At 43.5% G+C, this 21,166-nt stretch carries 15 protein-coding genes and 1 CRISPR repeat array; of the genes, 13 read left to right on the top strand and 2 right to left on the bottom strand.

Annotated elements, in window-relative coordinates:
- Positions 1-66 precede the first annotated feature (66 nt).
- Positions 67-2,319, bottom strand: a complete 2,253-nt coding sequence (locus tag HNQ56_RS08895; protein ID WP_429144758.1) for an extracellular solute-binding protein — start codon at positions 2,317-2,319, stop codon at positions 67-69.
- A 223-nt stretch (positions 2,320-2,542) separates the two neighbouring features.
- On the opposite strand from HNQ56_RS08895, the gene HNQ56_RS08890 reads away from it, so the two are divergent.
- The 13 genes from HNQ56_RS08890 to HNQ56_RS08830 all read left to right on the top strand — a co-directional run bounded on the left by HNQ56_RS08890 (position 2,543) and on the right by HNQ56_RS08830 (position 20,294).
- A complete protein-coding gene (locus HNQ56_RS08890) occupies positions 2,543-3,580 on the top strand; it encodes a uroporphyrinogen decarboxylase family protein (protein ID WP_429144756.1) in 1,038 nt (345 codons plus the stop codon).
- A gap of 276 nt (positions 3,581-3,856) precedes the next feature.
- Positions 3,857-6,388 (top strand): CRISPR-associated helicase Cas3', encoded by a 2,532-nt coding sequence (gene cas3 / locus HNQ56_RS08885; RefSeq protein ID WP_429144754.1) that lies wholly within the window; start codon positions 3,857-3,859, stop codon positions 6,386-6,388.
- Between the two features lie 16 nt (positions 6,389-6,404).
- On the top strand, positions 6,405-7,157 hold the full coding sequence (gene cas5c / locus HNQ56_RS08880) for a type I-C CRISPR-associated protein Cas5c (RefSeq protein WP_429144753.1): 753 nt from the start codon (positions 6,405-6,407) through the stop codon (positions 7,155-7,157).
- On the top strand, positions 7,154-9,121 hold the full coding sequence (gene cas8c, locus HNQ56_RS08875) for a type I-C CRISPR-associated protein Cas8c/Csd1 (protein WP_429144752.1): 1,968 nt from the start codon (positions 7,154-7,156) through the stop codon (positions 9,119-9,121). The genes cas5c and cas8c overlap by 4 nt, the downstream gene beginning before the upstream one ends.
- Positions 9,118-9,987 (top strand): type I-C CRISPR-associated protein Cas7/Csd2, encoded by an 870-nt coding sequence (gene cas7c / locus HNQ56_RS08870; protein ID WP_429144751.1) that lies wholly within the window; start codon positions 9,118-9,120, stop codon positions 9,985-9,987. The genes cas8c and cas7c overlap by 4 nt, the downstream gene beginning before the upstream one ends.
- 16 nt (positions 9,988-10,003) lie before the next feature.
- On the top strand, positions 10,004-10,633 hold the full coding sequence (cas4, locus tag HNQ56_RS08865; protein ID WP_429144997.1) for a CRISPR-associated protein Cas4: 630 nt from the start codon (positions 10,004-10,006) through the stop codon (positions 10,631-10,633).
- The gene (cas1c, locus tag HNQ56_RS08860) at positions 10,630-11,661 is read left to right on the top strand and encodes a type I-C CRISPR-associated endonuclease Cas1c (protein WP_429144750.1); all 1,032 of its coding nucleotides are present in this window, start codon (positions 10,630-10,632) and stop codon (positions 11,659-11,661) included. Before cas4 ends, cas1c begins: the two co-directional genes overlap by 4 nt.
- Before the next feature lie 8 nt (positions 11,662-11,669).
- On the top strand, positions 11,670-11,960 hold the full coding sequence (gene cas2, locus HNQ56_RS08855) for a CRISPR-associated endonuclease Cas2 (protein WP_429144749.1): 291 nt from the start codon (positions 11,670-11,672) through the stop codon (positions 11,958-11,960).
- A 152-nt stretch (positions 11,961-12,112) separates the two neighbouring features.
- Positions 12,113-16,399: a CRISPR direct-repeat array (repeat unit 32 nt; unit sequence GTCGCACCCTTTATGGGTGCGTGGATTGAAAT).
- Between the two features lie 190 nt (positions 16,400-16,589).
- A complete protein-coding gene (locus tag HNQ56_RS08850) occupies positions 16,590-17,234 on the top strand; it encodes a hypothetical protein (RefSeq protein WP_429144748.1) in 645 nt (214 codons plus the stop codon).
- 39 nt (positions 17,235-17,273) lie between these two features.
- Positions 17,274-17,585, top strand: a complete 312-nt coding sequence (locus HNQ56_RS08845; protein WP_429144747.1) for a hypothetical protein — start codon at positions 17,274-17,276, stop codon at positions 17,583-17,585.
- A 3-nt stretch (positions 17,586-17,588) separates the two neighbouring features.
- Positions 17,589-17,765 carry an ABC-2 family transporter protein gene (locus tag HNQ56_RS08840; protein ID WP_429144996.1) on the top strand — a complete coding sequence of 59 codons (177 nt, stop codon included), beginning with the start codon at positions 17,589-17,591 and terminating at the stop codon, positions 17,763-17,765.
- A 197-nt stretch (positions 17,766-17,962) separates the two neighbouring features.
- Positions 17,963-19,045: a Gfo/Idh/MocA family protein gene (locus HNQ56_RS08835; protein WP_429144746.1), complete on the top strand. Its 1,083-nt coding sequence runs from the start codon at positions 17,963-17,965 to the stop codon at positions 19,043-19,045.
- A gap of 76 nt (positions 19,046-19,121) precedes the next feature.
- Positions 19,122-20,294: a Gfo/Idh/MocA family protein gene (locus HNQ56_RS08830; RefSeq protein ID WP_429144745.1), complete on the top strand. Its 1,173-nt coding sequence runs from the start codon at positions 19,122-19,124 to the stop codon at positions 20,292-20,294.
- Here the strand turns inward: HNQ56_RS08830 and HNQ56_RS08825 are convergent.
- The gene (locus HNQ56_RS08825; protein WP_429144743.1) at positions 20,279-21,142 is read right to left on the bottom strand and encodes an AraC family transcriptional regulator; all 864 of its coding nucleotides are present in this window, start codon (positions 21,140-21,142) and stop codon (positions 20,279-20,281) included. The two genes, HNQ56_RS08830 and HNQ56_RS08825, sit on opposite strands and share 16 nt — an antisense overlap.
- Positions 21,143-21,166 lie beyond the last annotated feature (24 nt).

Below are 21,166 nucleotides of genomic sequence, written 5' to 3'. Positions count from 1 at the left end.
AATTTAGTATAGTATAGCAATAAAGAGAATAAATTACAACAGCCTTACTGTAAGCCGATCCGTATTTCAGATAAAAAATTGATTGATAATATCTGTCTGGCATTTTTCTAATGCCTTGGGAATGGTTAATTCTCCGCTGCACATCTTATGAAAAGCAATTCGCAGATTCGCTTCAAAGTCGGCAGGGACGATTAAGCCATTCTTTCCCTGAACCGGATATACCCGGTTTCGGCAGTGGGCCAATCCCTCGGCTGTCAGCTCCAGCCATGGATATAACAGCAGCAGCTCATGATGAGTATGGGGATGAATCAGCGTGGATTGTCCGCAGAGGATGGTTTGATAATAACTGTTCTGTCTTTGACAGAGCCATTGAAATAACTGCTTCACCGCAGGGAGCTTTTGCGTCTGCTTTGAAACACAGAAATGCCATCCCACATTGGCAGGAGTATTGCCCGGCAGCCTGCTGTATCCGATTTTTGATAGGAATTCAGGGTGCAGGCTATTTTGAATTTTGGAGGCATATTCCGTAAAGGTAATGGCCATGGCAATTTGTCCGCTGCCAATCTGCTCAAAGGTTGTTTCGCTGGAATTTATCATTGGCGGCGTATAGTTTACAGTCTCCACCATATTAATAAAGGCATTTACATTCTGGGGAGTATTCAGTTCCATTTGATTTCGGCTGTTAAAAAGTCCTCCGTCATGGCTCCATAGTCGAATCAGCAGCTCCAGCATGAAATCCTCCGGTAAGTTGGAGGAAATGGAGGTGCCATATTTTGTTGGGGAAGCGGGATTATATTCCCGAGTAAAAAAACGTGAAATACGGTTAAACTCCGTCCAGGTTCTGGGGGGTCTTAAGGAAATGCTGTGCGTTGCCTTGTACTGGCGCTGTAATTGAGGATCCTCAAATAAATCCTTGCGATAGAAGAGAAACTGGGTTCCGCCTATTACAGGAAACCCGTAGCTGCGATCCCCTATTTTTGCATTATTTAAATTCTTAGGAAACACGGAGGCAGCCAATTCGGGGATATGGTTTAAAACCTCTGTGATATCCATGAATACATTCTTTTGCGTAAAATATGCCATCCAGGAGACATCGGACAAATAGATATCATAGTTCGGGGCGTCCAGCTGTGTATCTTCTTCAATCAACGAAAAAAGTTCCCGAAGGGGGTAGAAATCTATCTCCAGCTTTATATTGTAGGCTGCAAGAAATTGACGGCTTACTGCCTGAATGGCCCGAATGGTCGGTAAATCCGTGCTGGCAATATGTATTGTCTTTGGATTCTCTGCATATGCCGCCGGCTTGAATTCGGGTTTCGGAACGGAAAAAGGAGCATTTAACACATTATCCTTGTATAACTTGAATTTTCTGTCATAGAGCTGGGGCGGGATGTTTTCCTCCATGAGGACTCGAAAGCTGTCCTCTCCCAAGGTATAGGCAGTGGCGGCAGTGTGAAGTACATTCTGGTTATAGCCGGATTGGTTCCAGCGCTCTTCTGACAGGGTAATTAAGCAAATATTATCCTTTGGTTTGATATTGTGGACATCACATGCTTCAATCACTCCATCCATAATTGTTTGGGAGGAAGTGATAATCGCCTGGGGAAGAAAAGAGGACAGGTAGAGCATGGTGACTTTAAAGGCTCCCTCCTTAGACATATCCGTACAGAGAATATTTTCACTGTGATATGCTTTCCCGTATTTATCATGGGCTTCCATAAGGCCGTTGATACATTCGCTTTCAGAAAAAAAGTCTTCCGGTCCGGTGACAATGGCAATATCCTCATAACCCTTTTGAAGCAGGCTTTCTGTTAAATAACGGACAGTATTGTAATTATCAAAGCCTAAGAAATTCCCGGAGATTTTCTGAGGGAGCCGCATGATGAATACATTACTGATATCATTTTTAAATAATGTGTTCTTGAAAAAGGCGGAATCATGGGATTGACAGGTCATCAGTATGATGCCGGCATAGTTTTTGCCGATAAATTTGTGGATGATTTCCTGCTCATTGCGTGGATTGTTATAGCTGCAGGCCACATTGACGGAATAATTTGCTTTGCCGGCCTGGGCAATGATTCCTTTTAGTATTTCTGAGTTTGTGGAATCATCCAGGTTAGGCAAAACGACACCGATTTCATCGGAAGATCTATTCTTCAGGCTGCGTGCAGAGAAGTTTGGGATGTAATTAAGCTCGGCAATGGCTTCTCTTATTTTTAGCTGTGTCTCGGGCGATATGTTTTTTTTACCATTGATGCAGTAAGAGACAGTGGCAACGGATACCCCTGCCCTGCGGGCGACTTCTTTTAATGTAACCATTTTTTTGACTCCTTTTCGTTAAATGTAGTTTGTCATATTGATGAATAAAAGTCAATGTTATTTGGTTAAACGTTTAGATCCTGTGTAAAGCATTTGTTGAGTTGTACTAAATTATTCTGTATAATTAGTTGTATGTTAAGTAATATAGATGGTATTTATGGATTGGGGCTGTTGCAGGGTAATCTATTTTGCAGCGACCCCGTCATAAGCAAGGAGGAGGATTATGAACAGCAGAGAGCGTTTTTTTGCAACCGTTAACCGTGAAACAGTGGACCGCCCGGCGGCCTGGCTTGGAATGCCGGATATAAAGGCACAGCCGGCTTTGTTTGATTATTATGGAGTAAGGGATATTCATGAACTAAAGCTTGCGGTTGGCGATGATTTTTATGCGATTGAAGTACCTTATCAATCGCCGACTGCGAATGCCATCTATGCCGCCTTTGACTGGTATATGGACGGCAATGTGGACAGTGAGGAACGAACTCTTACGGCGGATGGGTGTTTTAAAGATGCGGAAGAAATAGAGGATCTGGACTTTTTTGAATGGCCTGACCCTGCTCAATATATTGATGTGGAAGAGTGCAGGAGAAGAATTAATATGGCTCCTGAGGATAAGGTGCGTCTGGCCATGTGCTGGTCTGCCCATTTTCAGGATACCTGCGCAGCCTTCGGAATGGAAACGGCGCTCATGAATATGCTGGCTAATCCCGAGGTTTATGAAGCGGTGGACGAAAAAATTGTGGATTTTTATTTGAAGGCAAATGAAATTTTCTTTGAAGCAACGAAGGGGAAATTAGATGCGGTGCTAATCGGTAATGATATGGGAAGTCAGAGAGGCCTTATGCTTTCGCCCCAATGTGTCCGGGATTTTGTGATCCCGGGATGCAAAAAGCTGGTGGAACAGGCGCATTCCTACGGCTTGAAGGTAATTTATCACTCCTGCGGTTCTATTGTGGATGTGATTCCGGATCTAATTGAAGCCGGTGTGGATGTGATACATCCGATTCAGGCCTTGGCAGCAGGTATGGAGCCGCTGAATTTGAAAGAGAAATTTTGCGGTAAGGTTTCCTTCTGCGGAGGGGTGGATACACAGGATTTGTTAGTGAATGGTACGCCTGAAATGGTACGTAATAAGGTGAAGGAATTGCGTACGATTTTTCCTACCGGGTTAATTCTATCTCCGAGTCATGAAGCAATTATGCAGGATGTTCCTCCTGCCAATATTTATGCTCTGTTTAAAGAGGCACAGGAAATATATTAAGCATCCAGAAGACGCAGTGAGAAATGGTGTTTTATACACGAATAAAATTTAATCTGATCAGAGAGTAAGGGTAATTTTATCTTTACTCTCTTTTGTTTATTTAGTAATCCAAATGTGGAAATTAATTGGGAAAATTATTATTTAATATAGAAATATGGGAAATAATATGATATATTGTAATTATCAGTTATAAGGAAATATCTGCATATCAGTATTATTTGATAAGTCGTCTGAAAATTTTACGATCATTGAATTATTATAAGGAGAGGTTGAAACATGCTGTTAGCCCATAGAGAAGCGAGTAGCGACGGAAATTTCCTGGAGCAACCATTGGACGAGCATTTGTATGAAACGGGAAAAAGAGCCGGGGAAATTGGAAGTGAAATTGGTTTGAAAGCCCTTATGGAATTGGCGGGTTATATTCATGATGTTGGAAAGAGTGACCGAAAGTTTCAGGGTTACATTTGCGGAACAAAAAAACAACAGGTAAATCATTCTTCTGCAGGAGGAAGAATTTTGGAGGATATGATTTCTTATGATCAAGAATTTAATGAAGTGAGGAGCAGTAAGTCATTCCGGTATTTCCAGGAGATACTGACCTATATTATTTTTGCCCACCATGGAATTTTTGACCAGATAAATAATTCCGGCATGGAGCATAATACTGATCTGAGATTTCGTTATGATGAAGACGGAGACTATCACTATAGGGAAGATGTAATCCCCTTTGTCCAACATTTTGATTCTGAGCTACAGAAGAAGGGAGAGGCATCATTAACAGAATTAATCCGGGATGCCTATGAAGAATTTAAACGAGTTTATGCTGATATAGTAAGTCTTGCCGCTAAAAACAGCGATAAAGAAAGTAGGATGGAGGAAAAGGAATACTATATTGCCTGCCTGACAAGATTATGTCTTTCTATTTTGAAGGAAGCGGATATTTATGATTCAGTGAATGCTTTTCATCATCCGAAGCAACATCTATGGAGGTCAGAAGAAAGGATTAAAATATGGGAGGAAGCCTCACAGCGAATTGAGACTATATATCAGAAATATGCAAGCAACTCCGAAGCTTCCGATATTAACAAAGCTAGAAATATTCTTGCCGATCTTGCAAAAAGTGCGGCGGAAATTAGTGACAGCGGCATATTCAAATTGGAATTGCCTACAGGGGCGGGAAAGACGAAAGCGGGTCTGCGGTATGCATTAACCAATGCCAGGGAATATAAACGAAATAGGGTATTTTACATAACAGCATATCTTTCTGTTCTTGAACAGAATGCTGAGGATATCAAGGATGTTATTAAGCACGACGAAGTGGTTTTAGAGCATCACAGCAATATGACAGAGGAATCTGAGCAAGAAGCGGAAGGGGAAGAAGATAGGGATGATTATGAATACAAAACCTACCTGAAGGATAGCTGGGAAAGCCCGATCATACTGACTACCATGGTCCAATTCTTTAATACCCTTTTTAAGGAAAGGGCAAGTAATATCAGAAGGTTTTGTAAACTAATTAACTCAGTGGTTATTATTGACGAGGTTCAAAGTCTTCCACTAAAGGTTCTTTCCAATTTTAATCTTATGATGAACTTTATGAAAACGGTAATGCGCTGTAATATTGTGCATTGTACTGCGACACAGCCGGTCCTGGATAATGCAGCGATGAAGTATCGGATTTACTATGGAGACAGCGGGGATAACAAGGCTACCATCGTAAATAAGGAACAAAATAGTCTGGAGTGCTTCCGCCGGGTCGATTTTTATAATCTTACAGGTCGGGATGCAAGATCAGTCATTTCTACGAAACAGATATCTTCTCTTATTGCAGCTAAGCTGGAGGTTTTTGATAGCTGCCTTGTGGTATTAAACACAAAGTCTGCGGTTGCTAAATTGTGTGATTATCTGGAGGATAATTTGCCGGAGACAGAGATTATTTATCTGACCACTAATATGTGTGCTGCTAACCGGCTTGATATCATCTCGGATATGAAGGTGAAATTGCGGCAGAATAGGGAGGAGTGTGCCCATAAAAAGGTCGTCTGTGTCAGCACCCAGTTAATTGAGGCGGGAGTAGATGTGGACTTTGATGTAGTATTTCGTTCACTGGCAGGTATCGACAGCTTGATTCAATGTGCGGGACGCTGCAACAGAGAAGGAAAATTGATGCTGGACGGAAAATATGTTCATGGTAAGTTATATATTATCAGGTACGTGGAAGAAAATCTCTTAAAACTACCGGATATTAAAGTCACGGCTGATGCTTCAGAATATGCTATCCGCACGCGGAAAGGTGCGGAAGGTGCAAAAGACGATGCAATCGAAATAGGAACTTTACAGGAACCATATTTTAATAAATACTATGTGGAAAATAAAAACAAATTACATTATACAGATCTTAAAAGGAATAGCAGTATGTTGGAGGAACTGGGAAGAAATACACCGGACAGGGACGCATATCATCTCATGGGGAAGCCGGGAAATCAAAATCCGGTATTGTTTCAGGCGTTTCGGCGGGCAGCAGAGAATTTTGAGCTGATTGGCCAGGAGATGACAGGAGTAATTGTAGCTTATAAAAACCAGGATTTGCTGGATAAGCTGGAACAGGCAATGGAAAAAGCGAATTATGTAGAAGTTAAGAAATTGTTGCAGCAACTTCAGCGATATACGATCAATTTATACACTTCTCCTAAAAATCAACCATATATTACAGAAAATAAGGATTTTAATATATATATTCTGCAAAAAGAGTATTATAATGGGAAAAGAGGAGTTGTTATGGACCGTCTTGCGGATTTAATTGTATAAGGAAGGAGGATTTATTATGGAGGAAAAGTTTAAGTCAAGGCCCTTTTATTATCGTCTGTACGGAGAATATGCCCTTTTCACGGATCCGGTAACGAAAGGGGGAGGGGAGAAATATACCTATCAGATTCCTACCTATCAGGCTCTCAAAGGTATCACAGAGCAACTGTATTGGAAGCCTACCCTGGTTTATTACATTGATTCGGTGAAGGTGGTAAAAAAAATACAGACGGAGACGAAGGGGATTCGGACACCGCTGAAAAATGGGGGCAATGATTTAAATTATTATACCTACCTTCGTGATGTGGAGTACCTTGTTCAGTTTCATTTTGAATGGAATCAAAACCGTTCCGAATTAATGGAGGATAGGAATGAGACAAAGCATGAACAGATTCTTCTTAGATCAATAGCAAAAGGCGGAAGAAGAGATCTGTTTCTGGGTACCAGAGAATGTGTTGGATACGCGGAGAGAATTAGGGAGGATCAATTTCAGGCAGCACCCACTTATTATGATGGAAAGAAGCTTTCCTTCGGGATTATGTTTCATTCCTTTCTTTATCCGGATGAGACAGTATATGGCGACCCTGATAAATTAATATCCGGTTTTACCGACATAAGAATGAAGGATGGAAGAATTGATTTTGCAAGGCCGGAAGAATGCCAGATTCATCACACTTTGAGAAAATATAACTTTAAGCCTTTCACAAGAAAAAACATGATATTTGCGGAGGATGAATTCGGTTCATTAACTGAGGAGGTGGAGACAGAATGAGTGTCTTGACTGCACTATACAGAACGTATTGTAATGCGGTTGACAATGATATGGTAGATCGGACAGACCTGTCTCAGCAGCAGACCGTATTACTTCCGGTATACCATTCAAGTAAGAAGTCTGCCGGCACCAATGATATAATAGAAGTTACGCTCAATGAAAGAGGAGAATTTATCAAAGCGGAATGGGTGCCCAAGGATCAGATTATCATCTTCCCTATCACAGAAAGTTCCATTATACGGGCAGGAAAAGTAATAGCACCTCACCCGCTGTGTGATGAATTATCCTATCTGTCAAAAGAGCTCGACCCGGAGAAGCATCAGGAATATGAAAGCATCCGGGAAGACTGGGTTTCTTATACTGAGGCAGGGCACTCTAACCGTTTGCTGGGGGCACTAAATGAGTATCTAGGCAGGGGAACCATATTCAGAGACTGTGTTGATTCGCTTTTTGCGGGTACGGATTATGAAATAGGCATGGATTATGCGATTATTATTAATAAAGGTGAGAAGGCGGAAAAAACAATTAACCTGGATAAGACCTTTGTCACTTTCCGTATAGAAACGGATGAATCGATGGAAGAGAACCTTTCTGTGAGTACAGATCGGGAGCTGCATCAAAATTATATCGGCTATATACGGCAGAAAAATGCCGGACAGCCTCAAGAAAGATGTGATATATCTGGGGAAATGGCTTACTGCGCATCCAGGCATCGCGGTCTGCTGGGTAATGCCAAGCTGGTTTCCATCAGCAACCATAACGAAACCTACTATGGAAGATTCGATGCGGGAGAAGAGATTGTCCATATCGGATATGAAGCATCGCAGAAAATACATCTCATGCTGAAGTATCTGATGGAAAATGAACAAAACAAGAGGCAGATCGGTGAAAGCTGTATTCTCGTCAACTGGTTCTCCGATGATATTGGCAATGAGGAACGAGTTAATCTGTTGGAACCGGTTTCTCCTTATGAGGACCCGGAGGAGGAAGAGGAATATGCTTCTCCTAAAACCCTTGGCGGAAGTATGTCTGTTGTGGTTAATGATTATATAACAGGAAAGAAAAACAAGATTGAGCCGGAGGGTAAGTTCTATGTTATGATTTTGGATAAGATCTCTAATGGCCGGATTTCGGTCAAGTATTTCAGAGAACTTCCTAAATCTCAGTTGTTCGAGAGGGTAGATAATTGGTATCAATCTGCGAGCTGGATATTCTTCAATAACACAACAAAAAAGCTGATTAGGGAAACACCTTCTCTTTTCCGTTATGCGGACGCGATATTCGGACAGGAAACGGATAAGGGGTATGTGGAATGTAAGAATTCCAAATTGAGGACAAAGACCCTGGAACGTCTGCTCCTATGTATTTTAGAGCATCGTAGATTTCCGTTTGACTTGAAGAATCGGATGCTGGAGAATCTATGCAGACGTAATTCCTATGATAAGACCTGGAATTACGTACTGGCCATGGGCTGCTCTATTTTTAAAAAATATCAGATCGATAATCAAGGTAAGAAAGAGGTGAGTGAGATGTTGGATGAAAGTAAACAGAATCGAAGCTATTGGTACGGTATGCTGCTGGCGACCTACGAGAAAATGGAACAGGATGTTTTAAATAGCAGGACTGTTGATAATAAGGACAGGCGGACGACTAATGCAGAACGGCTTTGGAGCGTATATACCAAGATGCCGGGTAGAACCCTTATGATTCTGGAGGAGAAAGTGAAGCCCTACAGGGAGAAGTTGATTAAAATCAGCTACGGCACGGTTAGGTATTATGACAGTATAATAACAGATGTTACGAAGAAAATCAGAGAATCGGAAAATTATGAGGCGGAAAAGAACCGGCCTTTGGATGAAGATTTTGTGTTTGGCTATTATGCTCAGAAACAGGATTTCTATACAAAAAAAGAGAGTAAACAAAATAATGAGGATCTGAATCAAGAAGAGGGAGGAAGTAAATGATGGCTGCGTTGGAAAATAAGATTGATTTCGTGATGTTCTTCACTGTATATGGGGCGAACCCCAATGGTGATCCGCTGAATGAAAACATGCCGAGAACGGATTATGACGGGTATGGTGAAATCAGTGATGTGTGTATCAAACGTAAAATCAGAAACCGGATGCAGGATAAGGGACATTCCATTTTCGTGCAGGCAAATGACAGGATTGATGACGCCGTGAAATCTCTGGAAGAGAGGTTTGGAGCGGAATTTAAACAGCCTAAGATAGATCCGGATGATAAGGTGTATCAGGTATCCTGCGAGAAGTGGATTGATGTGCGCAGCTTTGGTCAGGTTATGACCTTTCAAAGCCGTTCCATCGGTATTCGGGGACCTGTTTCGATTACTCTGGCGAAAAGCCTGAGTCCGGTTGACGTTATGAGTATGCAGATTACCCGGAGTACGAATGGAATGAAAGCAAAGGAAGGCGCTACACGATCTTCCGACACAATGGGAACGAAGCACTTTGTAGAGTTTGGAGTATATAAAGTGAAGGGAAGCATCAATGCGTATTTTGCAGAAAAAACAGGTTTTACGGCTGCCGATGCAGAGATAGTGAAGGATGCTCTGTGCTCATTGTTCGTAAATGATTCTTCTGCCGCAAGACCGGAGGGCAGTATGGAAGTGAAACAGCTCTATTGGTTTAAACATCCGTCAAAGTTAGGGGTCGCATCCAGCGCTAAAGTCCATGAATTGGTTGAAACTGAGGTGAAGGATAAGAACATCAGGCCAGCGAAATATGAAGACTATTCTATCAGCTTAAACAAGCAAAAGCTTGCTGTGTTGGAAGAAAAAGGTCTGCAGGTAGAGGTACTTGAAGGATTATAAAGAAGAAGATTATCTCATGATTTCCGGAATCCAGCATTTTGTGTTTTGCAGGAGACAGTGGGCATTGATTCATGTTGAACAGCAGTGGGAGGATAATTATTTCACTGTTGATGGGGAGTTAAAGCATGAAAGGACGGATAATCCGGAATTCTATGAGAGGAGAAAAAATACGATAACGGTTCATGCCTTGCCGGTCAAATCACAAACCTTGGGGATTACAGGTAAATGTGATGTTGTGGAATTGAAGGAAACCGAAGGAGGGGTCCTTCTACCGCAATATAACGGATACTACTCTGTTACTCCAATCGAATATAAGCGGGGAAAACCAAAGGAGGATAATTCGGATAAGCTTCAACTGCTGGCCGAAGCTTATTGTTTGGAAGAAATGCTGGCGATGCGAATCGAAATGGGATATCTTTTCTATTTTGAAACGAGGAGGAGAGAAGAGGTACATTTTACAGATGTGCTCCGGCAACAGCTTAAAGAAATGGTGGAAGAGATGCATTCATACATGGATCGCGGCTATACACCTAAAGTTAGAACGGGTAAAAAGTGTAAAACCTGCTCTCTAAAGGATCTTTGTCTGCCGGAGCTCAATAGCAATAAGAATGTCAAACAATATATCCTGGGGAGGATATCAGAATGAGGCAACTGTTGAATGTACTGTTCATTACAAAACCTGAGGTATATATTGGCTTAAATGGAGAAAACGTTACTGTAAAGGAAGAAGATGTTATTCTTGCCAGATACCCGCTTCATAATCTGGAAGGGATTGTTTGCTTTTCCAATATAGGTATGAGCCCTGCCTTAATGGAAAAATGTATGGAAAAGAATATATCCATATGCTTTTTGACTCCAACAGGACGGTTTCGTGCAAGAGTAATTGGTGAAACAAGAGGGAATGTGTTACTGCGTAAAAAGCAATACCGTGTTGCTGATAATCAAGAAGAGAGCCTTAATATTGCCCGTAATTTTATTCTCGGAAAGGTGTATAATGAAAAATGGCAGTTAGAACGTTATATCAGGCAATATCCGCTCAGAGTGCCGGTGGGAGAGATGGAAAGTGCTTCTGAAAGGCTGAGTAATTATATGCATGAAATAGAAGCAAGCGAGAATTTGGATCAATTGCGTGGTTTTGAAGGCATGGCACAAATGATCTATTTCGGTGTTTTTGATCATATGATTTTGAATCAAAAGGAGGAATTTTATTTTCATAACAGAAGCAAGAGGCCTCCGGAAGATCGGGTAAATAGTTTGTTATCCTTTGCTTATACGCTGTTGGCGAATGATATTGCTGCAGCATTGGAGACAGTTGGACTGGATCCTTATGTTGGATTCATGCATCAAGACCGGCCCGGAAGAGCGTCGCTGGCAAATGACTTAATAGAAGAATTAAGAGCTCCGATAGCAGACCGATTTGTTCTTTCTCTCATTAATCGAAAGCAGCTTCATGCAGATGACTTTGAGATTAATGACAATAATTCTGTATACATTAAGGATTCCGCACGAAGAAGTTTTATCAGTGAATGGCAGAAGAATAAGCAGGAAGAATTAACTCATCCATATTTAAGTGAGAAAATGTCTTGGGGATTGGTTCCTTATTCACAGGCATTGCTGCTGGCCAGATATCTTAGAGGCGATATAGACCAATACCCACCATTTTTCTGGAAGTAGAGGAAACGATGTATATATTAATAACTTATGACATTAACGTAACTTCACTCAAGGGGCAGAGCAGATTACGGAAAGTGGCGAAGATATGTGTAAATCATGGTCAAAGGGTACAGAATTCTGTATTTGAATGTAAGCTAACGGAGGCTGAATTATTAAGGGTAAAAAAACAATTGCTGGATGTGATAGATAAGGAGACAGATAGTCTTCGATTCTACAGATTAGGTGATAATTATGAAAAGAAAGTTCAGCATATCGGCGCCAAGGAGACATATAAAGTTGATGAGGCCATGATTATATGACAAGTGCGAACCCTAAGCTCACATGTAAAACCAGGGACTTTCGCACTCAAAAAGGGGAAAATGAACTCTGTTTTTTAATGTTACAAGAATGGAAGAGAAGATAAAAATCTAGTTCTTGTGATATGCTGCTATGTATAGCACAATATATAGCTGTCGCACCCTTTATGGGTGCGTGGATTGAAATGATATGCAAGACGGGAAACGGATAATCATTTACAACGTCGCACCCTTTATGGGTGCGTGGATTGAAATCGACATCCCGGCCTGTTTGACAGGTGCGCATGTGTCGCACCCTTTATGGGTGCGTGGATTGAAATCGGTGAAGTCACCGCGATGGGTTAAGGACTTAACGGTCGCACCCTTTATGGGTGCGTGGATTGAAATATAAATTAGGCACTCGAAAGAGTGCCCTTTTATTGTCGCACCCTTTATGGGTGCGTGGATTGAAATAACTGAAAAAGATTTGATGGAAAGCGCTTATGCCGTCGCACCCTTTATGGGTGCGTGGATTGAAATTCGTAAATGTATGGTGTTTTCGATATAACGAAAATAGTCGCACCCTTTATGGGTGCGTGGATTGAAATCTGCGGTAGATGCGACACTGAATGGGATGTTGAAATCGTCGCACCCTTTATGGGTGCGTGGATTGAAATTCTCCTGCGTAATTTATCCTTAAAAACGTATCAGTCGCACCCTTTATGGGTGCGTGGATTGAAATTTTTTTTTATGCAAGGTAGTCCGCCGGATCTCTGTGTCGCACCCTTTATGGGTGCGTGGATTGAAATCTTGTTTACGAACGCAAACAAGTGTGATATAATGTCGCACCCTTTATGGGTGCGTGGATTGAAATGGATTTTATGAAATTTACTTTGTCTATGAAAAAGGCGAGTCGCACCCTTTATGGGTGCGTGGATTGAAATCTTGTTTACGAACGCAAACAAGTGTGATATAATAAGTCGCACCCTTTATGGGTGCGTGGATTGAAATGCAGTGGTCTGCCGTTACTCCACATCCTTCACTCGGTCGCACCCTTTATGGGTGCGTGGATTGAAATCGACATCCCGGCCTGTTTGACAGGTGCGCATGTGGGTCGCACCCTTTATGGGTGCGTGGATTGAAATTTTAATTATCTGACAACCTTTACATCTCTCCATGTGGTCGCACCCTTTATGGGTGCGTGGATTGAAATTGCGCTCAATCGATTCCTGTCATTAATTAAGTTGTCGCACCCTTTATGGGTGCGTGGATTGAAATTGGAAATGACAGAGAGGAATATACGGCAGGAGGGTCGCACCCTTTATGGGTGCGTGGATTGAAATAAAAGGTGGAGCAGATGGCTTACGCCCGTGGGAGGTCGCACCCTTTATGGGTGCGTGGATTGAAATTATTGCCTACAAAGAGTTCATACAAAAGAAAGTTAGTCGCACCCTTTATGGGTGCGTGGATTGAAATCTTATGGGCACGGAGAAAAATCCGTCATGATGATTGTCGCACCCTTTATGGGTGCGTGGATTGAAATTGTATGGCACGGAGAATTTAGATAATGTCAGAGCAGTCGCACCCTTTATGGGTGCGTGGATTGAAATAATGGATACGGCGAAGAACTCGGAGAACTGTGGGAAGGTCGCACCCTTTATGGGTGCGTGGATTGAAATCGGTGAAGTCACCGCGATGGGTTAAGGACTTAAGTCGCACCCTTTATGGGTGCGTGGATTGAAATCGAGATAAATGGAGAAACCAGGGGACAAAGCTTGTCGCACCCTTTATGGGTGCGTGGATTGAAATATATCCAGAGGCAGGAAATTAAGTATAAGCATCCGTCGCACCCTTTATGGGTGCGTGGATTGAAATAGGGATGTCAATGTAAATGATATCCGGCTTTATCGTCGCACCCTTTATGGGTGCGTGGATTGAAATAGGGATGTCAATGTAAATGATATCCGGCTTTATGTCGCACCCTTTATGGGTGCGTGGATTGAAATAGATACCATAATTGGATTTTCTTCAAAAGTGGTGTCGCACCCTTTATGGGTGCGTGGATTGAAATATTCCGTTTTTCTTCTCCCCAACACTTTGAGCAGAGTCGCACCCTTTATGGGTGCGTGGATTGAAATTAACCATCATAATCATTCCCTCCAATTTTTCTAAGTCGCACCCTTTATGGGTGCGTGGATTGAAATTGGAATTGAAATAATTGAATTAACCGATAAAGGTGTCGCACCCTTTATGGGTGCGTGGATTGAAATCGATCTGGAAGCTTTTGTACTGAATGTAAATGTAGGTCGCACCCTTTATGGGTGCGTGGATTGAAATTACAACCTTATCCACATCATAGGCGGTAGGCTGGTCGCACCCTTTATGGGTGCGTGGATTGAAATCGGACGGCGGTCAAGGCTGAGATGGATAAAGGCGTCGCACCCTTTATGGGTGCGTGGATTGAAATAGACTGCACAATTTCGTGTACACCAATTATTTCGTCGCACCCTTTATGGGTGCGTGGATTGAAATAAGTTCAATCACCGCTGTCTGCGATTCTGTTTTCCGTCGCACCCTTTATGGGTGCGTGGATTGAAATAAATTATATCAAGCATATAAAGACGAGCACGATAGTCGCACCCTTTATGGGTGCGTGGATTGAAATGATTTTCGTCGGATTTAGGAATCGGAGAAGTGCAAGTCGCACCCTTTATGGGTGCGTGGATTGAAATTGACCGTAGTATGACGCATCATATCCGCGACAAGCTGTCGCACCCTTTATGGGTGCGTGGATTGAAATCGATACCCGTGCCGCCTCTCATGGCAGTCATGGCACGTCGCACCCTTTATGGGTGCGTGGATTGAAATTATTATCATAAGCTTATCTCCTCATACAATCCTAGTCGCACCCTTTATGGGTGCGTGGATTGAAATCGATACCCGTGCCGCCTCTCATGGCAGTCATGGCAGTCGCACCCTTTATGGGTGCGTGGATTGAAATACGGTATCGCTCATAGATTGATAAGTTTTCCATGTCGCACCCTTTATGGGTGCGTGGATTGAAATCGATATCTCGCTTAACTTATCATCAAAGCGTTGAGTCGCACCCTTTATGGGTGCGTGGATTGAAATCCGGAAGAACTAATCACGCCATGCATCCTTGCCGGTCGCACCCTTTATGGGTGCGTGGATTGAAATAACCATCCAGGGATTACGACGCTTCCCGGATAATTGTCGCACCCTTTATGGGTGCGTGGATTGAAATACACTTAGGCTATGGCCGTTGTAAATGGCATGGCGGGTCGCACCCTTTATGGGTGCGTGGATTGAAATCTTTCGTGGGCGGATCGCAATGGATTACTGCTCAGTCGCACCCTTTATGGGTGCGTGGATTGAAATTTGTGATTTCGCATTTTTACGGGCCACTTCTTTAAGTCGCACCCTTTATGGGTGCGTGGATTGAAATATGTATTGTAAGTGAACGCTTACATTTACGGCGCTGTCGCACCCTTTATGGGTGCGTGGATTGAAATGGGCATAAAAATAAGACGTTGACGTACGTCTTGAGTCGCACCCTTTATGGGTGCGTGGATTGAAATGCAATACTGGCCGGCTTTAAATTCAGCGATACCAGTCGCACCCTTTATGGGTGCGTGGATTGAAATGGATAATGCATTGATTAGATCACCTTTTGATATAGTCGCACCCTTTATGGGTGCGTGGATTGAAATCTGCTCCAGGAATCTCATACGGCCAGAACCGGAGTCGCACCCTTTATGGGTGCGTGGATTGAAATCGCAATATCCGCTTTGATTTCCGTCCACTCTTTACCGTCGCACCCTTTATGGGTGCGTGGATTGAAATTTGCATAAGTCACGATACTCTCTATGCGGATCATTGTCGCACCCTTTATGGGTGCGTGGATTGAAATCCGTAGCGTTGTCCGTGAAGCCTGGGGCCACCGCCGGTCGCACCCTTTATGGGTGCGTGGATTGAAATACAATGTCGCCGACCTTATGCCCGGTAGTAGGGTGTCGCACCCTTTATGGGTGCGTGGATTGAAATCGTCGGCACAGGACAACCAGGATTGTTGCATTTAAGTCGCACCCTTTATGGGTGCGTGGATTGAAATCGGACGGTCAAAGCGGACAGAGATGCAAAACAAGTCGCACCCTTTATGGGTGCGTGGATTGAAATGATGATGTATGGATTTCCCTTTGTGTCGGATATCGTCGCACCCTTTATGGGTGCGTGGATTGAAATACATGGATGCCATCAGGCCTTTCAGCACCCAATTAGTCGCACCCTTTATGGGTGCGTGGATTGAAATTATAATGTAGTTAACTACCTTAGACGTGCGCATTAGTCGCACCCTTTATGGGTGCGTGGATTGAAATTCGGATTGTTGGAGCCCATCGCCGAAGTATTGGCGTCGCACCCTTTATGGGGGCATGGATTGGAGCTGATATTTATGGAGGATATCGAAATAAAATTGGAAAGGGAATTAAAAACGTCTATTGCCAGGTTTAAACGCTGTAGCCTACACCCAATAACAGTATGATGGGGTTTTATTGAATAATACAAAACAATAGTTTATAATGGCTAAAGAAATTCTAAATGCCTTTGATTATTTTATGAAACTGGAGAAAACATATGAAACGGCTAATATTTAGATCACAAATAAAAGATGGTTATGAGGATAAAGTAACTAATTTGTTAAAGAAAGAAAAAGAAGTGCAGGGCCTGGTGGAAGATGGACATGCAATGGTAATTGCAGCATATTATTGGGAGAAGAATATTTTCTTATATTGCGAATGCCTCAAGGATGAAGTACAGCCGGAGGAATTGTTTCAAAGTGTGGGTGATTACCTGGAGGATTGGCCAGGAAAGGAAGTCAAGCGCAAATGGATTCCCATGATTGATGTATTTCACTTCAATGAGCCGGTGAGTGAGGAGCATTGGAGAAGAAAAGAGCCGGTGGAAAGCAGAAAAGGCAGAGTTGCCCGCCTGAAGCCGGAGATGATGAGCAGCTATATCTATTATCATTATCAGCTTCAAGAGGAGCGGGCATTCTTAGGGCCCAAATATGAGATTATTGCTATGCATGAGAATCTTCTCTTCGGATATCAGGAATTCCCGGCAATTGTAGAAGAGCCCCTGGCCCCTAAAAAGTTGAGCACCTCCGGGACTCCGCAAAATTGGAATGATTCAAGAATGGATCTTCATTTTCAGCCATGGGAAGACGGACACTTGTATTTTAAACATATAGAGCCGATTTTTGTCTATCATGCCTTATAATGGTATATATCCTTTGGGGCGCTTCTTGGTATCCATTTTATGTTTTCACGTTTCAATGCAATTGAAGATTTTACCTATGAACAGATGCTTTTATGCGATTCCATTGTGCTGATGCCTTTTTTCCTGGCGGAGATGCTGGAAACGGATTTGCCGGCTTTCCCGGGAATACTCGCCAATGGAGCGTTTGACCGAGCCCTTGTAAGGCTGAGAAGCGTCAGAGTACAGTACAGATCCCGCTGCTCAGAATGGATTTTTTTCGGAACCCAGGGAACGGATGCTATGAACATCTTTACCTGCGGCGCACGCCAGTTTGGACGCTATCCTTATTTTATATACGGCAAGGGGATATGAAAGCTGGTTACTTATTGTATTCCGCTGGCATTGTTTCAATATTATCCGTTATTGTACCTGCCGGACAGAGAACAGAACAGACTGTTTATGCTGTTGCCGGTGCTTGGTTTATTATTTGTAATTCCCTGCTATGTGCTCTTTCGTTTGAGCCTGCGTCATTATGAATCAACGGCTTCCTGAGCACCTGGTTATAACAGCATCATAAAAGTCGCATTTCGCAAAGAAAGTAGTCGTTTATCGTGTATTAATTACATATTACAACGTGCTATATTGCTGTTATATACAAGTGAAAAGTAAAATACCAACAATAAAATCAAATATCGGTTGAAATCGTAAGAATTGCAATTTCGATTTACAGCCGGGAGGAGGGAAAGAAAATGAACGATAAAAAAGACGGTATGAATTATGCACCGAAGGGTAAGCCGGCTCCTGTGGTAGCTCCCGGAGAATTTCAGATAGCGGCAATCGCACTGGATCATGGCCATATCTACGGGATGTGCAACGGGTTGATTGAGGCGGGTGCCACCTTGAAATGGGTATATGATCCCGATTCCCGCAAGGTGCAGAAATTCATGGAGGCCTTTCCAGGGGTCAAAGCAGCTTCCTCCGAGGAGGAAATACTAAATGATCCGGAAGTGAAGCTGGTATGCGGTGCAGCGGTGACAAGCCTGCGCTGTGCCCTGGGGCTTAGAGTGATGGCGGCCGGCAAGGATTATTTTACGGATAAAGCCCCCCTTACCACATTGGAGCAGCTTGCACAAGCCAGAGACATGGTGAAAAGAACGGGAAAGAAATACATGGTTTATTACAGTGAGCGTATCCATGTGGAAGCGGCCGTATTTGCCGGGGATCTGATTGAACAGGGAGCGATCGGCACGCCCATTCATATTGACGGCTTTGGACCGCACAGGGTAGGAGATCCCAGCGGGAGGCCGGAATGGTTCTTCCAGAGGGAGTATTACGGAGGTATTCTGTGCGATATCGGGAGCCATCAGATTGAACAGTTCCTGTATTATTGCGGGGTTAAGGATGCCCAGGTAAAATACAGTCAGGTAGGCAATTACGGGCATCCGGATTATCCGGAGCTGGAGGATTTCGGAGATGCCACGCTGGTGGGAGACAACGGAGCCACACAGCATTTCAGGGTGGACTGGTTTACGCCGGACGGGCTCTCAACCTGGGGAGATGGCAGAACCTTTATTCTGGGAACGAAGGGCTATATCGAATTGAGAAAATATGTGAACATAGGGTCTTTGGACGGAACCGGCAATCATGTCTATCTGGTTAATCAGGATGGAGAGCAGCATTTTGAAGTGACGGGGAAGGTAGGGTACCCCTATTTTGGACAATTAATTCTTGATTGTATCAACCGCACGGAGAATGCCATGACCCAGGAGCATGCCTTTAAAGCGGCGGAGCTGTGTGTCAAAGCCGAGCTTCAGGCTGAAAGGATAAAGTGACCGATAAAGCGGGAGCATCAGAAAACAGGCAACAATCAGACAGGTTATCATAATTCGAGAGAGGAACGGGTCAGAGATGATAAATGTAGCAGTTGTAGGAACCGGAGCGATTTCTAATGCCCATATACCGGGACTTCTGAATTTTCAGGAGCGGTGCAGGATTGTGGCTCTATGTGATATCTATCCGGAGAAAGCGGAGGCCGCCAAGGTAAAATATGGGCTGACGAATGCCCAGGTTTTTGATGACCATGAGAAAATGCTGGCATCCGGATTGAAAATTGATCTTGTACATGTATGCACGCCGCCCTCCAGCCATGCCGAAATCGCAATCAATTCCATGAATGCGGGAAAGAACGTATTGGTGGAGAAGCCGATGGCGCCCAGCCTGAGAGAATGTGACGAAATGCTGGAGGCGGAGCAGCGAAATGGAGTAGTACTGGGGTGTATTGCGCAGAACCGCTTCCGAAACAGTATCTATAAGCTGAAAAAGACTCTGGACAGCGGTCTGGCAGGAAAGCTCCGCTGTGCGCATGTTGATTCCCTGTGGTGGAGAGGTCACTGCTACTATGATTTGTGGTGGAGGGGCACATGGGAGAAGGAGGGAGGAGGTCCCACGCTGAATCATGCGGTGCACCATATTGACATGATTAACTGGATGCAGGGCGAACTTCCCATAGAGGTGACTTCCATGCTGGCTAATGTTATGCATGACAATTCTGAGGTGGAGGATGTTTCCTTTGCGGCTCTGCGCTATGCGGACGGTTCTGTGGGCGAGGTGACAAGCTCTGTGGTGCATCACGGGGAAGAGCAGGGAATCGTTCTTCAGTGTGAAAAGGCCAAAATAGCGGCTCCCTGGTCCTGTGTGGCGGAAGTCTCGCAGCCCAACGGATTTCCGGCGGACGGCCATAATCAGGAGCTGATGAAAAAGCTGAAGGATTATTATGAAAGTCTGGAGGATTTGCAATACGAGGGCCACGCGGGAGAGATCGAGAATCTTCTGACCGCTCTTGAAAATGGCATTCGTCCCATGATCACGGGAATCGACGGAAAGAAAACGGTGGAATTAATTACAGCTATTTACAAAGCGGGTTTTGATAAGAAGACCGTCAGCCTTCCGATCCGGCCGGAGGACGAGTATTATACGGTGGAGGGTATCCAAAAGCATGCCATTTATTTTTATCAGAAAAATGCATCGGTAGAGAATTTTGGGGAAGCAGGCATTACAGTTGGAAATTACGAAAAGAAATAACGGGAGTGCAGCTGATATTGTTTTGGTGAACAGCCGCTCTGCTTGGAAAAGGTACGTGAAAAATTGGAATAATTATTAAAGCCTGTCATATAACAGACATCGCTGGGAGAGTAGCCTTCGCGCAGAAGCTTCTGTGCAAAGACTACTCTCTTTGCAATGATATATTGCTGCAGAGAAATTCCCATAATATTCTTAAAGCATCTGCTGACATAAGTTCCGTTATGATGGAGATGCCCGGCAAGGCTTTGCAGGGAGAGGTCTCCCGTAAGACGCTCCTCAATATAGGCACAGGTGTCAGCTACAAGCTCCGGCATAATCCCGGAATAGTTGGGGATATTCTGGGATATGGTGAGCCGGTTGATCATAACCAGAATCTGTTTCAGGTAACTATCGGCCAGGATATCGCTGCCAAAGTCGTGGGAATTCAGTGCGGCCTCAAGTAAAGAAGCATATTCTGTAAACCGGGCAATTTCTTCTTCCTTTAAATGAAATATATTAAGATTCTTAGAGGAATTGTAATAAAAGCAGGAGGACAAATCTGTTTTCCCGGTAGAAAGGGATTTTAGTAATCCGTCTCTGATGTTAAGGGTAATGCGGCTGTAAAGATCCGGACTCAGCAATTCTCCGCGGTGGAAATCATAAGAACGCATACAGATGAGGTCGCCGCGTTTCAATCTCTTACCGTCCGCTTCCGTGTAAAAGTTGATATCTCCCTCTAGTAAGAGGAAAATTTCACAGCCGTCATGGTTATGCAAAAAATGAGACGGATCGGAAGGAACACCTGTTATTTTACATTCACAGATCAGGTCCGCGGGCAGTATTCGTAACTCCGTCTGCTTTTTCTGCATTGTTTCTCCCTCCTTTTCATGTCA

Origin of the sequence: Anaerotaenia torta (assembly GCF_050433395.1) — a bacterium.
Classification (GTDB): domain Bacteria; phylum Bacillota; class Clostridia; order Lachnospirales; family Lachnospiraceae; genus Mobilitalea; species Mobilitalea torta.
The sequence above is the reverse complement of the archived record's forward strand: the minus strand, read 5'-3'. Positions and strand labels throughout refer to the sequence as shown.

What these genes read in the sequence shown, in the direction of transcription:
- HNQ56_RS08895 (WP_429144758.1), bottom strand. Translation starts at nt 2,319, where the DNA reads ATGGTTACATTAAAAGAAGTCGCCCGCAGGGCAGGGGTATCCGTTGCC.
- HNQ56_RS08890 (WP_429144756.1), top strand. Translation starts at nt 2,543, where the DNA reads ATGAACAGCAGAGAGCGTTTTTTTGCAACCGTTAACCGTGAAACAGTG.
- cas3 (WP_429144754.1), top strand. Translation starts at nt 3,857, where the DNA reads ATGCTGTTAGCCCATAGAGAAGCGAGTAGCGACGGAAATTTCCTGGAG.
- cas5c (WP_429144753.1), top strand. Translation starts at nt 6,405, where the DNA reads ATGGAGGAAAAGTTTAAGTCAAGGCCCTTTTATTATCGTCTGTACGGA.
- cas8c (WP_429144752.1), top strand. Translation starts at nt 7,154, where the DNA reads ATGAGTGTCTTGACTGCACTATACAGAACGTATTGTAATGCGGTTGAC.
- cas7c (WP_429144751.1), top strand. Translation starts at nt 9,118, where the DNA reads ATGATGGCTGCGTTGGAAAATAAGATTGATTTCGTGATGTTCTTCACT.
- cas4 (WP_429144997.1), top strand. Translation starts at nt 10,004, where the DNA reads ATGATTTCCGGAATCCAGCATTTTGTGTTTTGCAGGAGACAGTGGGCA.
- cas1c (WP_429144750.1), top strand. Translation starts at nt 10,630, where the DNA reads ATGAGGCAACTGTTGAATGTACTGTTCATTACAAAACCTGAGGTATAT.
- cas2 (WP_429144749.1), top strand. Translation starts at nt 11,670, where the DNA reads ATGTATATATTAATAACTTATGACATTAACGTAACTTCACTCAAGGGG.
- HNQ56_RS08850 (WP_429144748.1), top strand. Translation starts at nt 16,590, where the DNA reads ATGAAACGGCTAATATTTAGATCACAAATAAAAGATGGTTATGAGGAT.
- HNQ56_RS08845 (WP_429144747.1), top strand. Translation starts at nt 17,274, where the DNA reads ATGTTTTCACGTTTCAATGCAATTGAAGATTTTACCTATGAACAGATG.
- HNQ56_RS08835 (WP_429144746.1), top strand. Translation starts at nt 17,963, where the DNA reads ATGAACGATAAAAAAGACGGTATGAATTATGCACCGAAGGGTAAGCCG.
- HNQ56_RS08830 (WP_429144745.1), top strand. Translation starts at nt 19,122, where the DNA reads ATGATAAATGTAGCAGTTGTAGGAACCGGAGCGATTTCTAATGCCCAT.
- HNQ56_RS08825 (WP_429144743.1), bottom strand. Translation starts at nt 21,142, where the DNA reads ATGCAGAAAAAGCAGACGGAGTTACGAATACTGCCCGCGGACCTGATC.